Here is a 13243-nt window from a genome sequence, read left to right as displayed (position 1 = left end):
ATCCTTCAGGCTCGACGGGTCAGGCCGGGACGTCGGCGAGGCGCTCGATCGCGGTCCGACGTATGTCGTCCTGCTTGTCGAGCATGGCGGAGACGGTGGAGTAGGAGCGGGTCACCTCGACGAGGCGGCTCATCTCCACGACTGGACGGACGTTCGACTTTTCGACCGCGCCCTGGATGAGCCGGGTAGTCTTGGTCGTCGCGTCGGTCGGCTGAGCGTCGGTCGAGAACAGGCTGCCGCCGGCCTTTGTCATGGCTTGCAGATTGTCAAAGAGAGCGACCTTTAGGCGTCCGCGAATGCCCTCGCTGGTCGCGATCGTGCCGTCCTTTGAGATCGAGAGCCCGGTCTCGGTCGGGCCGAGCTGGATCGGACCGGAGGTCGACATCACCCGAGCGCCCTCGTTCGTCACGAGTTCGCCCCGCGCGTTGATCTGGAACGCTCCGTTGCGGGTGTAGCGCTGGCCGCCCGCGGCCTCGACGACGAAGAAGCCTTCGCCGTCGATCGCGACGTCCGTGTCCGATCCGGTCGTCTGCACGACGCCGCCGGAGAAATCGTGCCAGGTCGCGCGATCCTCGACAAAGGACAGCGGCCGGTCGCGTCGCGCAAAGTTGTTGTCGCGCGCCTTCGGCGACACGAACTCCTCGAACGACATCTGCTCGGCCTTAAAGCCGGCAGTGTTCATGTTCGCGACATTGTTTGAAATCACGTCGAGTTCGCGCTGCAGGACGACCTGTCGCGACAACCCGACCAGAGAGGCGTTTTCCACCACACGCTCCCGAGGGTTCAGTTCCAGCGATAAGAACCTGACTGCCATCCTCCCCGACGGCCGCCCTGTCCGCCGTTCAATGTGCAGCCGGCGTGCCAGACGCGAAAAACGCTCGAAGATGAGGGGGCCGCCGGCGATCGGGGCCGCGTTGTCGATGGGCGGCAGCCGGTCGGGCGGCGCAATCTGCCCGGCAGGTTTTGCCGGGGCGGGGGCGATCTCAAGGTTTCGTTAAGCTTTGCGACCTATCCGTTAACCATGCCGGCGAGGATCGGCGGACATGGAGCGCGGCGCTTGCGTCGCGGACGCGAGCGACATGGCGAATACCGAAGACGGCGTTCCGGCTGCAGCCGTGAAATCGAAGAAAAAGAAGCTGATCATCATCGGCGGCGCGGCGGCGCTCGTGCTGCTCCTCGGCGGCGCCGGCGGCTTCATGATGTTCGGCGGCAAGGGGGGCGATCACGCGGAAGCCGCCGCCGCCGAGCACGGCGAAGAAGGCGGCCACGGCGAGGCCAAGGCGGGAGGCGACGAGCATGGCGCGGCGGAAGCCGGCGCCGCCTTTGTCGATCTGCCCGAAATGACCGTGAACCTGGCGACGGCCGACAGCCAGAAGCCGCGTTACGTCCGCCTGAACATCTCGCTCGAGGTCGACAAGCCTGAGATGGCCGCGATCATCAAGCCGATGATGCCGCGCGTGCTGGACAGCTTCCAGACGCATCTCCGGGAGCTTCGCCCCGAAGATATCCGCGGCTCCTCCGGCGCCTATCGGCTGAAGGAAGAGCTGCTGCGGCGGGTGAACACCGCCGTCGCGCCGGCAAAGGTCGCCGCCGTGCTCTTCAGGGACATCGTGATCCAGTAAGCGGTCGAAGGAGCTCGATCCATGGCCGGAGAAAACGCGACAACCGACGACGATCTCGCCGCTGAATGGGAAGCGGCGATGACCGAGCAGGTGGGGGAGGTCGGCGCCCCCGCCGGCGGCTGGGCCGCCATGCTCGACGACCCGAAGACGGTCAGCGGCGACCAGAAGTCGCCCGATCGCATCCTGAACCAGGATGAGATCGACACCCTGCTGGGCTTCAACCCGCAGGAGCTCGGTCTCACCGACAGCTCCGGCATACGCGCGATCATCAACTCGGCGCTCGTCTCCTACGAGCGCCTGCCGATGCTCGAGATCGTGTTCGACCGGCTGGTCCGGCTGCTCACGACGAGCTTGCGCACCTTCACCTCCGACAACGTGGAGGTCTCGCTCGACAGCATGCGCTCAGTGCGCTTCGGCGACTATCTCAACGCGATCCCGCTGCCGGCGATCCTCTCGGTCTTCAAGGCTGAACAATGGGACGGTTTCGGCCTGATGACCGTCGACAGCGCTTTGATCTACTCGATCATCGACGTGCTGCTCGGCGGGCGCCGCGGCGTGACCAAGATGAAGGTCGAGGGCAGGCCGTACACCACCATCGAGACCAGCCTCGTCCAGCGCATGATCGAGGTGGTGCTGACCGACGCCGAGCACGCCTTCCGTCCGGTGAGCCCGGTCGACTTCTCGCTCGACCGGTTGGAGACGAACCCGCGTTTCGCAGCGATCACCCGTCCCGCCAACGCCGCGATCCTCGTCACGCTGCGCGTCGACATGGAGGAGCGCGGCGGCGCGATCGAGATCCTGATCCCCTACGCGACCCTAGAGCCCATTCGCGACATCCTGCTGCAGATGTTCATGGGCGAGAAGTTCGGCCGCGACACGACCTGGGAGGGCCATCTCGCGACCGAGATCTGGGCCGCCAAGGCCGAGGTCGCCGCCGTGCTCTACGAGAAGAAGCTGCCGCTCAAGACCATCATGAACCTCGACGTCGGCGACACGCTGATGCTCGACATCAAGCCGGACCATCTCGTCGAGCTCCGCTGCGGCGACCAGGTTCTGACGGAGGCGCGCATGGGCCGCGCGGGCGAGAACGTGGCGATCCAGGTCGCGCGGCCGCTGAGACGATCCCGAACCACGCTCGCGGTCTTCGAAGCGTCGGCGGAACTTCGCACGGAGGCGTCGTGATGGACGGGATTCTCGGTTTTGCGATCGAAGGGATGGTCGCGCTCCTGCTGTCGGCCACGATCGTCTATTGCGCCGTGCTCGACCGTCGGCTGAAGCGCCTGCGCGCCGACGAGGGCGCCATGCGCCAGACGATCGGCGAGCTGGTCGCGGCGACCCACGCGGCGGAGCGTTCGATCATCGCGCTCCGGGCGACCGTGGGCGCCTGCGAGGAGACGCTGTCGGAACGCCTCGGCCGCGCCCAGGCGCTCAGCCTCGAAATGGCGGGGCAGCTCGGCGCGGGCGAGGAGGTGATCGAGCGCATCACCCGCATCGCCAAGGCCGCCCGCGATCACACCCATCGCCTGTCCGAGCGCGTCGAGGTTGAAAAGCTCGAGGTCGAGCGTGAGGAGGCTCGCAAGGAGGCCCGCGCCGCCGCCGAGCGCGCCGAGGCGATCCGCGCCATCAGCCCCTCGCTTGCGACAGCCGCCGCAGCCGAGATGTTTTCGACGCGCATTCGCGCGCTCAGCCTTGGGAGCGCGGCGTGAACCTCATGCGCATCCGCCTCATGCCGGCCATGATGACCGCCGCCGGGGCTTTGCTCGCGCTCAAGCTCGTCGGGCTCGCGACCCATTCGAGCATCCTGTTCGTGCCGCCCGCGCACGCCTCAGAGGACGCGAAGCCCGCGGCGCCTGCGCCCGCTGAAGCCAGTCGGGAGGAGACTAAGCCCTCAGCTGCGCCGGAGAACGGCGTCCGCAAAGTTTCGACCGAGCGGGTGGAGAACCCGCCGACCGCGAGCCCTCCCTCCCAGGGCCTGCTCACCGAGCCGGCCTCGGCGCAGCCGGCGCTCGTCGAGGCGCTTTCCAAAAGGCGCGAGCAGCTCGACAGCCGCTCCGCTGAAATCGACCTGCGCGAGAATCTTTTGAAGGCGGCTGAAAAGCGGCTCGAGGACCGTCTCCAGGAGCTGAAGCGCATCGAGGAGACGATCGCGAGCGAGGACAAGAAGCGGACCGACGAAGAGCAGGCCCGCTACAAGGACCTCGTCACCATGTACGAGGCCATGAAGGTCAAGCAGGCCGCCGCGATCTTCGAGAAGCTCGACCCGCGCGTCCTGCTCGAGGTGGCTGCGATGATGAAGCCCTCGAAGCTCTCCGACATTCTCGGCGCGATGGCGCCAGAAGCGGCCCAGCGGCTCACCGTGTCCCTGGCCCGTCGCGACGTCGGTCCGCCGCCGGCGGAGCTTGCGGCGAGCGAACTGCCCAAGATCGGCGGCCGTCCAGCCTCGCAATAAGCGTCGACTTCCCGCGGTGGTAACGGCTTGCCAACGCCTTGACGATTAAGGTCCCGGTTGAGCGGCGACAGGCCGCGCTTCCGGAGGAACCGGCTTGTCGTCGGGTAGGCTGCTTGCGGTCATCGCGTGGGTCGGTCTGGCGATTGCAGCCAGCGCGCCCGCGCGCGCGGCCGACGCCACCGTGACGGCGGCGATAGCTCCGGAGGGCTATGGCCGGATCGTGCTCTCCTTCGATCGGCTGCCGGGCTACGACGCCAAGCTCGCGAACAACGTGCTCATCCTGTCGTTCTCCGATCCGGTGAAGGCCGACTTCGCTCCGCTCTCCAGCGGCCTCGGCGGTTTCGTCAACGTCATCCGGCGCGACCCGGACGGACGGGGTCTGCGCGTGGCGCTGACGAAACCCGCGCGCCTCAGCGTCAATGAGGCCGGAGACAAGCTCTTTCTGGATCTTCTGCCGTCGAACTGGACGGGCACCCCGCCGCCGCTGCCGAAGGACGTCGTGACCGCGCTCGGCCGCGAGGCCCGCGAAGCGCGCGTTTTGAAGGCGGAGGAGGAGCTCCGCCGTATGCGGCCCAAGATCGCGCTCGACGTCACCGGCGCCGAGCAGCCGACTTTCTCCCGCCTTTCCTTCAAGGTCGACGACGACGTCGACGTCGGCTTCAAGCGCATCGGCGACAAGGTGGCGGTGACCTTCGGCGCTAACCTGGCCTTTGATGTCGCCCGCGCCCGGTCGACTCTGCCGGACAGCGTGGCCGACATCGAGACCGCGCGTACGAATGAAGCGCTGGTCGTCATGATTCCCGCTCCGGCGAAAGTCGGCGTTCGGGGTTTCCGCGAGCAGGGCGCCTACGTCCTCGACATCGACAGGGGAGAACGCAAGGCGGTCGCGGCCGACGACCACGCTGCGCCCCATGACGAGCAGCCTGCGAAACCGGCCGCCGCGCCGAACGTGAAGCCGGCGCCCGCGCCCGCCGCTGCGGCTCCTGCAGAAAAGGCCGCGCCTGTCGCGCAGCCTGCCGCAGCCCCGGCTGCAAAGGTCGCCGAAACGGCGCCGGCCCAGCCCGCGGCCAAGCCGGCGCCGACGGCGAAGCCTGCGCCGTCGATGCCCGGTATCGCTTCGGTCGTGAAGGACGGCGATACGCTGCGGCTGGTGTTCCCGTTCTCGCAGCCGACGCCCGCCGCGATCTTCCGGCGGAACAAGACGCTGTGGGCCGTGTTCGACCAGCCGGAAGAGCTCGGGCTCGACGCGATCGTCAAGGGATCGGGCGGGCTCGTCACGGCCGCGAGCCAATCGGGGCTCGACAGCGGCCGGCTCGTCCGGCTGACGCTGTCGGATCCGCGCCTGCTCACGGTCTCGCTCGACGGCTCGAACTGGGTGATCTCTCTCGGCGACGACATGGTGAGCCGCAGCAGCCCGCTTGCGGTCAAGCCGGCTTTCGGCGCGAACGGCCGTTCGGCGATCGAGATCGAAGCGCAGGGTCTCGGCACGATCCGGCAGATCCGCGATCCCGAGATCGGCGACGCGCTTTCGATCGCGACGCTCGCCGGCCCCGCGCGCGGCGTGGTGCGGCCGCAGCAATTCGTTGAATTCTCTGTCCTTGCGACGGGGCAAGGCGTCGCGATCAGCCCGATCGCGGACGATCTCCACGTCAATGGCGACCTCGACCGCATCATCGTCCGCCGCGACTCCAGCCTCGCGCTGTCGATGCTCGACCCGAACGCGGGAGCCGGGACGCCCGGCCTTCCGGCCACCGCGCCGATCCTCAATGGAGCGCTTGCGGCCGACGAAGCGGCGAAGCCGTTCAATGCGCGTGAGAACGCCCTGATCGAGCTCGCCGCGATGGCGCCGACCGAACAGCGCACCGACGCCCGTCTGAACCTCGCGCGCTTCTATCAGTTGCGCGCACGACCGGCCGACGCCAAGGCGGTTGTCGAGGCCACGATCGAGGACGACAAGGCCGCCGCCCGCGATCCCCGCGCCTCGATCCTGTTGGCGGCCTCCGACGTCCAGCTCGGCCGCTCGACGGAGGCGCTGGCGCTCCTTTCGAAGCCGGACCTCGCTGCAAGCTCTGAGGCGGCGCTCTGGCGCGCGGCCGCGCTCGCCGATCTCGGCCGCGTGGGACCGGCGCGCGACGCGCTCAGGTCGGGGGGGTCAGCTTTGCCGCAGCTTCCCGGGCGTCTGCAATCTCGCTTCATCGAACTCGCGGTTTCGCTCGCGCTCGACGCCGGTGATCGCGCGCAGGCGGTGACGCAATTCGAGCGCCTGGAAGTGCTGCCGACGCTGCGCGGGATCGGCGGTCGCGAGATCATGCGCGCCCGCGTCTACGAGGCGGTCGGAGAAGTCGACAAAGCGCTCACGGCCTATGACGCGCTGGTCAAGGGCCCTGATCCGGAGATCGCGGCGGAAGCCGAGCTGCGGTCGGTCGAGCTTGGGCTCAAGTCAGGCAAGATCAAGCCGGACGCCGCCATCGAGCGTCTCGACCAGTTGGTCACCGGCTGGCGCGGCGACTGGATCGAAGCCGAGGCGCTGGCGCAGCTCGTCGACCTCTACGGCGACGTCGAGCGCTGGCGCGACGCCTTCACGACGTTGAGGACGGCGGTCTCAGCCTTCCCCGACACGGAGAACTCGCGCGCGCTTCAGGACAGGATGCAGGACAGGTTCGTGAACCTGTTCCTCGGCGGCGGGCTCGATCGTATCTCCAAGCTCGACGCGCTCTCGCTGTTCTACGACTTCCAGGAGCTGAGCCCGAGCGGCAAGCGCGGCGACGAACTCGTCCGCAAGCTGGCCGACAAGCTGGTCGACGTCGATCTGCTGGATCAAGCCTCGGCCCTGCTCGACTACCAGATCGACAACCGGCTGTCGGGCGCCGCGCGAGCGCAGGTCGCCGCGCGGGCGGCCCTGATCGACCTCATGAACAACAAACCGGCCAAGGCCGTGGACGTGCTGCGGCGGACGCGGCAGGCCGATCTGCCGGCTTCGCTTGCGAATACGCGCCTTGTGCTCGAAGCCCGCGCTTTGGCCATGTCGGGGCGCACCGACCTTGCGCTCGAGATGGCGGAAGGCATCGAGGGCGCGCAAGGGGCCCGCCTCGCCGCCGACATGCTGTGGACGGCCCGACGCTGGGCGGACGCGGGCGAAGCGCTCGAGCGCCTGCTCGGCGCCGCGTGGAAGGATCCGGCGCCGCTCGACTCCGACCAGCGGACGCAGGTGATGCGCGCGGCGATCGCGTTGTCGCTCGCTGGCGACGCGATGGGCGTGGACAGGCTTCGCAACAAGTTCGCGTCGAAGATGACGAACAGCCCGGAAGCGCAGAGCTTCGACGTGGTCACGGCGCCGGTCGAGATGCGCGGCGACGCGTTCCGCGAGATCGCGCGGTCGATCGCGACCAGCTCAACCTTCGACGCCTTCATGCGCGAATACAAAGCGCGCTCCGCCGAAGACCTGCCATCCGACAAGACCGCCTCGGCGACGCCGACCAAGGCCTGAGCGTTTCCGGCAGCGGTCGGCGCTGGTTCAGCCGTAGCTCTGCACGAGGCTGCCGGCGACCAGGTTCCAGCCGTCAACCAGCACGAAGAAGATCAGCTTGAACGGCAGCGACACGATCGCCGGCGGCAGCATCATCATGCCCATCGACATCAGCACCGAGGCGACCACGAGGTCGATGACGAGGAAGGGCACGAACAGCAGGAAGCCGATCTCGAAGGCCCGCCGGAGCTCGGAGATCATGAAGGACGGGACGAGGACGCGCAGCGACACCTGCTCCGCCGTCTCCGGCCGCGGCTCGCGGGAGAGGTCCTGGAACAGCGCGAGGTCCTTCTCGCGGACATGGCCGAGCATGAAGGTGCGGAACGGCGCCATGCCGCGCTGGAAGGCCGTCGTGTCGTCGATCTGCCCGGCGATGCGCGGCGCGATGCCCTGATCGTAGGACGCCTGGAAGGTCGGAGCCATTACGAAGGCGGTGAGGAACAGCGCGAGCGCCGTGACGACGGAGTTGGGCGGCGCCGTCTGCGTGCCGATCGCAGTCCGGAGCAGCGAGAGGACCACGACGATCCGGGTGAAGCTGGTGATCATCACCAGGATCGACGGCGCGAGGCTCAGGACCGTGATGAGCGCGACGATCTGGAGCGCGCGTTCGCTGACGCCGCCCGTGCCGAGGTCGAGCGTCATGGTCTGCGCGACCGCGGGCAGGCCGAAGAGAAACGCCGCGGCGAAGGTCAGCCCGCCGGCGGCGGCGAACTTGAGTCGCGGTACAGAGCGCGGCACGGGGCCGGCCTCCGTCAGCTCTTGGCCTTGCCCATGTCCCGGCCGAGCAGCGCCGCGAGGTCGGCTTCGAGCGAGAACGGGTCTTCGCCGTCGGCCTGAGACTCCGCCTCAGCCCGTGGCTCCGGCTTGACCTCAGGGGCGGGGCTGTCCTCGGCGTCCTTCGACGGCACAGTGACTTCAGGCGCTCCGGCGTCTGCTTCAGGCGTCTCGGCCTGGGCGTCGAGCTCTGCCTCATCCGCCGCCTTCGCCTCGGTCTGGCCGAGTTCGGGTTTGGCCGGTTCCGCCGTGGCGGCCGCCGACGTCTCCGCGGCCTTCGGTTCGGGCTTCGGCGCCGCCGCCAGCGGAGCGCGGGACTGCGCGGAGATCGGCCGCTTCAAAGCAGCGGCGAGCCGCTCCGCGATGTCGGACGGGCTTGCAATTCCGGCTTTGGATGGCGCCGCGGCGATCGCAGCCGAAGCGGCGGATGTCGCGCCGGCCGCGACGAGCGGGCGCGCTGCCGGCCGCGGCTCGGCCGGCGTCTCGGCGGCGGCAGGCGTCGGGATCGGCGCAGGAGCCACGCTCGCGGAAGGCGCAGGGCTCGCCGAAGGCTTGGCCGGCGCATTCTCGGGCGGCGAAGGCGGAGCCGCAGGCGCGGGCGTGGTCGGCTTAGAGGCCGGGACGGAGACCGTCGGCGCGGTGACGACCGGCGCGGGCCTGGGCGCGGCAGGGCCCTTGGAGGGAGGGGGCGGCGGGGCGACCGGAATCGTCACCGACGGAGACGGCACAATCGGCGGCGCCTCGACGGACCGTGGCGCGCGCACGGGCTGGTCGACGGGGCGAAGCTGCGGTGCGCTCGGCAGCGGCGCGGGGCGCGGCGGCAGCGGCGGCGTGGGCTGCGGCGGCGTCGCGCGCGGCGCGACCGGTTCCGGCGCAACGGGGCCCAGCTGCGGCTCGCGCTGCGCCGGCGCATTGGCGGGAACCCGCAGGATGCCGCTTTCGACCACGAGATCGTTCGGGCCGCCGATCATCACGAGATGCTCGACATTGTCCCGCCGCACGATCACCAGACGGCGGCGGCCATCGACGGCGAGCACGTCGAGGACGCCCAGTCGGGGCTGGCGGGAGCGCCCGGACAGCGCGGCGGCGCCGAGCCGCTGGCCGCCGAAACGCTTGGTCAGCCACGCGGCGATCACGATCAGCGCGATGACGATCGCAAGGGCGATGAACAGCTTGAGAGGCGTCGGGACGCCGCCGAGGACCTGGTCGAACACGCGATCTAACCTCACTCTCGAAAGCGCGGAGCGGCCGGGAGCGGCCTCCGAAGACGGCGACCCGCTCGAACGCTTGCGAGTCATGAACAGTGACCCGCCTGTTCCTCATAGCCAAAGTCACGAGCAAGGTGAACGGAAACTTGCCGTTCTTAACCGCTCGTTAACCCTGAAGGCGGCAGATTTTGCCGGGCGGACGCGCAATCCGCGAAAAGCCGAGCCTTGGCCGCGCCGCGTCCGAAGCTCCGAACTTCTTCGCCGAAGGGAGGCGTGTCGTGGTCGGATCGGTCGAGCCGCCGCTGTTCGCGGCGCTGAAGACGAAGATGCGCTGGCATGAGGCGCGCCAGGGTCTGCTGGCGGAAAACGTCGCGAATGCAGCCACTCCGGGCTTCCGGGCGAGCGAGCTGAAGCCGATCGACGACCCCGCCTCCTTCGTCATTCCGAGCCAGACCGACCCCAGGCATCTGACGCTCGCGAGCGCCGGCGGCGACCCTCGGTCGCGCTCCGCGGACGGCTTCGAGCGCACGCCGGACGGCAACACCGTCGTCCTCGAAGAACAGATGATGAAGGCGTCCCAGAACCAAATGGATCATCAGATGGCGACGATGCTCTACCAGAAGAGCCTCGGCCTCATCCGCACCGCGCTCGGGCGGCGCTGAGTCCCGGAGCCGCTAGACCATGGACCTCAATCGCGCGATCGGCGTCGCCGCAGCCGGGCTCAAGGCCCAGGCAGGCCGCATGCGGATCATCGCCGAGAACATCGCGAACGCCGATTCGACCGCGAAGACCGTCGGCGCCGATCCCTATCGCCGCAAGGTGCCGACGCTGAAGTCCGACTTCCACAGCGAGCTCTCCGCGCAGGTGGTGACGCTCGGCAAGGTCCAGCGCGACCAGTCGGACTTCCGCGTCCGCCACGAACCCGGCAACCCGATGGCGGACGCCAGCGGCAACGTCCGGCTGCCAAACGTCGATTCGCTGATCGAACAGACCGACATGCGCGACGCGCAGAGGAGCTACGAAGCGAACCTCAACATGGTCGGCGCTGCGCGGCGGATGATCTCGCGCACTCTCGACATCCTCAAGGCCTGAAGGGAACTGATCCATGGCGAGCCCCGTCTCCGCCGCCGGCGCCTATGCGAGCATTGCGAACCTCATCGGCTCCGCGACCACGGGCGGCGGCGCGGCCGCGGCCCAGAAAGCCGGCGGCGGCTTCGGCGAGATGCTAGAGAAGTCGCTCGCGGGCATGGCCGAGCAGGGCCGGGCGACCGACGCGCAGGCGATGCAGGCGGTGACCGGCGGCAAATCCGACGTCGTCGACGTCGTGACGGCGGTGGCCGAGAGCGAACTCGCCTTGGATACTCTCGTCAGCGTCCGTGACAAGGTGATCGCGGCCTATGAGGAAATCATGCGGATGCCGATCTGATCTGAAGGCCAGTCCCATGAACGCTCCCGAAATCCTCGACGTCGCCCGCGACGCACTGTGGACCATCCTCAAAGTGGGCGGGCCATTGATGGTCGTCACGCTGGTCGTCGGCGTCGCGGTCTCGCTCATCCAGGCGCTCACGCAGATCCAGGAGACGACCCTCGTCTTCGTCCCTAAGATCCTCGCGCTGTTCGTCGCCATGCTGATCGCGCTGCCCTTCATGGGCGACGCCATGGCGGCGCATATGGCGCGGATCGCCGGACGGATCGTCGCCGGCGGGTGATGCGCCGCTCCGGGGCGGGCCGATGACCTTCGATCTGCTGCCGAACGAGGTCGCGGCCTTCCTGCTGGTGCTCGCGCGCGTTGGCGCTCTCGTGATGCTGCTGCCGGGCATCGGCGAGCAGAACGTCTCCGCCCGCTTCCGGCTGACGATCGCGGTGCTGCTCGCCTTCGTGTTCTTCCCCTTCGCCCGCCCGCTTTATCAGGTCGACGCCGCGAACGCGGTCGGCCTGATCGGCATGGCGATTTCCGAACTCGCGGTCGGCCTCGCGCTCGGCTTCGTCGCGCGCTTCGCGATGTCGGCGCTTTCGGTCGCCGGCAACGTCATCGCGAACCAACTCGGCCTCGCCTTCGTCATGACGGTCGACCCGACGCAAGGGCAGCAGAGCGCGATCGTCGGCACCTTCCTGACGCTGGTCGGCGTCTCGCTGATCTTCGCCACCGACCTGCACCACCTCGCGATCGGCGCGATCGGCGCGAGCTACGACGCCTTTAAGCCGGGCGCGTTTCCCGCGACGGGCGACGCCGCCGCGCTGGCCGTCCGCTCGGTCGAGGACGCCTTCCGGATCGGCGTCCAGATCTCCGCGCCGTTTCTCGTCTTCGGCATGATCTTCAATCTGGGGCTCGGCGTCCTGTCGCGGCTCATGCCGCAGCTGCAGGTGTTCTTCATCGCCTCGCCGCTGACGCTGATCGCCGGCTTTGCGCTGCTCGCTCTCGTGATCGGCGTTCTGATGAGCGTGTTTCTCGGCAGCGTCGGCGACTCGCTGCGCGCGATCGCCGGAGGCTGATGCGATGGCCGAGAGCGAGAGCGGCGGCGAAAAGACAGAAGAACCGACACGCAAGAAGATCGAGGACGCCGCCAAGCGCGGCGACGTCGCGAAGAGCCAGGAGATCAACGTCTGGTTCGGCCTAGCCGCCTCGACGCTTGCGCTGTCCGCCTTCGGCGGATCGGCCGCCTCCAGTCTGAAGCCGACGCTGGCGATGTTCCTGCAGCGGCCGCAGACCTTCGCGCTCGACGGACCTGCGCTGATCAACATGGCCGGAGGCCTCGGGCTCGCGATCGGCGCTGCGCTCGCTTTGCCGATGCTGTTGCTGGCGGTCGCCGCGATCGCCGCGAATGTCGTTCAGCACCCCTTCCAGATCACCACCGAGGCGCTCGCGCCCAAGTTCTCGAAGGTGTCGCCGATCGCCGGCTTCAAGCGGCTGTTCTCGCCGGAAAGCCTCGTCAACTTCCTCAAGGGCCTGCTCAAGCTCGGAATTGTCGGCACGGTCATCACGCTCGTGCTTTGGCCCGAGCGCAGCCGCCTCGCGGCGATGACGGACGCCGACGTCGAAACGCTTCTGCCGGCGCTGAATTCGCTTGCGCTGCGCGTGCTGGCCTCGGCCGCCGGCGTGTTCGCCGCGATCGCGATGGCCGACTACCTCTGGCAACGCCATCGCTGGCGCCAGCGCCTGATGATGACGCTTCAGGAGGTCAAGGAGGAGCACAAGCAGCAGGAAGGCGACCCGCATGTGAAAGGCCGCATCCGGCGCATCCGCTTGGAGCGCTCCAAGAAGCGCATGATGGCGGCGGTGCCGAGCGCAACCGTGGTGATCGCCAACCCGACCCACTACGCCGTCGCGCTCAAATACGAGTCCGGCATGAGCGCGCCGCTCTGCGTAGCGAAGGGCGTCGACGCCGTCGCGCTCCGGATACGCCGGGTCGCCGAGGAGGCGGGCGTCGCGGTTGTGGAAAACCCGCCGCTCGCGCGCTCGCTTCACGCCGCCATCGAGATCGACCGGGAGATTCCGGCCGAGCACTACAAGGCGGTCGCCGAGGTCATCGGCTTCGTCATGCGCCGCAAGAGCCGGCGGTGACCGCCTCAAGTCCCTGTTGGATGAGGCGTTCAGCCTGTTGAATCCTGCACCGTGGCGCAGCATGGTTCCGATCGGCGCCGGCTCACGCCGAATCGCCGTCCG

The 13243-nt window shown here is 68.6% G+C and carries 14 protein-coding genes; 11 read left to right on the top strand and 3 right to left on the bottom strand.

Annotated elements, in window-relative coordinates; genetic code table 11:
• Nucleotides 1-19: 19 nt before the first annotated feature.
• Nucleotides 20-766: a flagellar basal-body rod protein FlgF gene (gene flgF, locus EYR15_RS02675; RefSeq protein ID WP_131001314.1), complete on the bottom strand. Its 747-nt coding sequence runs from the start codon at nt 764-766 to the stop codon at nt 20-22.
• Between the two features lie 277 nt (nt 767-1043).
• Here flgF and EYR15_RS02670 point away from each other — a divergent pair, with 277 nt between their 5' ends.
• From EYR15_RS02670 to EYR15_RS02650, 5 genes are all read left to right on the top strand, one after another.
• Nucleotides 1044-1622 carry a flagellar basal body-associated FliL family protein gene (locus EYR15_RS02670; RefSeq protein WP_245498109.1) on the top strand — a complete coding sequence of 193 codons (579 nt, stop codon included), beginning with the start codon at nt 1044-1046 and terminating at the stop codon, nt 1620-1622.
• A gap of 78 nt (nt 1623-1700) precedes the next feature.
• Nucleotides 1701-2804: a flagellar motor switch protein FliM gene (gene fliM, locus EYR15_RS02665; protein WP_382238358.1), complete on the top strand. Its 1104-nt coding sequence runs from the start codon at nt 1701-1703 to the stop codon at nt 2802-2804.
• The gene (locus tag EYR15_RS02660) at nt 2804-3328 is read left to right on the top strand and encodes a DUF6468 domain-containing protein (RefSeq protein ID WP_131001312.1); all 525 of its coding nucleotides are present in this window, start codon (nt 2804-2806) and stop codon (nt 3326-3328) included. The genes fliM and EYR15_RS02660 overlap by 1 nt, the downstream gene beginning before the upstream one ends.
• A complete protein-coding gene (locus EYR15_RS02655) occupies nt 3325-4071 on the top strand; it encodes a MotE family protein (protein WP_131001311.1) in 747 nt (248 codons plus the stop codon). Before EYR15_RS02660 ends, EYR15_RS02655 begins: the two co-directional genes overlap by 4 nt.
• A gap of 94 nt (nt 4072-4165) precedes the next feature.
• Nucleotides 4166-7558, top strand: a complete 3393-nt coding sequence (locus tag EYR15_RS02650; RefSeq protein WP_131001310.1) for a tetratricopeptide repeat protein — start codon at nt 4166-4168, stop codon at nt 7556-7558.
• Between the two features lie 27 nt (nt 7559-7585).
• On the opposite strand, the gene fliP is transcribed toward EYR15_RS02650, so the two are convergent.
• Both fliP and EYR15_RS17055 read right to left on the bottom strand, forming a co-directional pair.
• Entirely contained in the window at nt 7586-8335 is a 750-nt protein-coding gene (gene fliP / locus EYR15_RS02645) for a flagellar type III secretion system pore protein FliP (RefSeq protein ID WP_382238182.1), read from the bottom strand.
• A 14-nt stretch (nt 8336-8349) separates the two neighbouring features.
• The gene (locus EYR15_RS17055; RefSeq protein WP_245498108.1) at nt 8350-9585 is read right to left on the bottom strand and encodes a FliO/MopB family protein; all 1236 of its coding nucleotides are present in this window, start codon (nt 9583-9585) and stop codon (nt 8350-8352) included.
• A 272-nt stretch (nt 9586-9857) separates the two neighbouring features.
• Between EYR15_RS17055 and EYR15_RS02635 the strand changes: the two genes are divergently transcribed.
• Genes EYR15_RS02635 through flhB form a run of 6 tightly spaced genes read left to right on the top strand, consistent with a single transcriptional unit; the run spans nt 9858 to nt 13141 of the window.
• Nucleotides 9858-10241 (top strand): flagellar basal-body rod protein FlgB, encoded by a 384-nt coding sequence (locus EYR15_RS02635; protein WP_245498107.1) that lies wholly within the window; start codon nt 9858-9860, stop codon nt 10239-10241.
• Nucleotides 10242-10260: 19 nt separating this feature from the next.
• Complete coding sequence (flgC, locus tag EYR15_RS02630) at nt 10261-10671, top strand: flagellar basal body rod protein FlgC (RefSeq protein WP_131001308.1); 411 nt, start codon at nt 10261-10263, stop codon at nt 10669-10671.
• 13 nt (nt 10672-10684) lie between these two features.
• Nucleotides 10685-11005 (top strand): flagellar hook-basal body complex protein FliE, encoded by a 321-nt coding sequence (gene fliE / locus EYR15_RS02625; protein WP_131001307.1) that lies wholly within the window; start codon nt 10685-10687, stop codon nt 11003-11005.
• 16 nt (nt 11006-11021) lie between these two features.
• Nucleotides 11022-11288 (top strand): flagellar biosynthesis protein FliQ, encoded by a 267-nt coding sequence (gene fliQ / locus EYR15_RS02620; protein WP_131001306.1) that lies wholly within the window; start codon nt 11022-11024, stop codon nt 11286-11288.
• Between the two features lie 22 nt (nt 11289-11310).
• Complete coding sequence (fliR, locus tag EYR15_RS02615; protein WP_131001305.1) at nt 11311-12072, top strand: flagellar biosynthetic protein FliR; 762 nt, start codon at nt 11311-11313, stop codon at nt 12070-12072.
• A 4-nt stretch (nt 12073-12076) separates the two neighbouring features.
• Entirely contained in the window at nt 12077-13141 is a 1065-nt protein-coding gene (flhB, locus tag EYR15_RS02610) for a flagellar biosynthesis protein FlhB (protein ID WP_131001304.1), read from the top strand.
• Nucleotides 13142-13243 lie beyond the last annotated feature (102 nt).

The organism is Hansschlegelia quercus, assembly GCF_004310425.1.
Taxonomy (GTDB): Bacteria; Pseudomonadota; Alphaproteobacteria; order Rhizobiales; family Methylopilaceae; genus Methylopila; species Methylopila quercus.
Note: the sequence above shows the minus strand (reverse complement) of the source record. Positions and strands in the feature narration are given on the sequence as shown.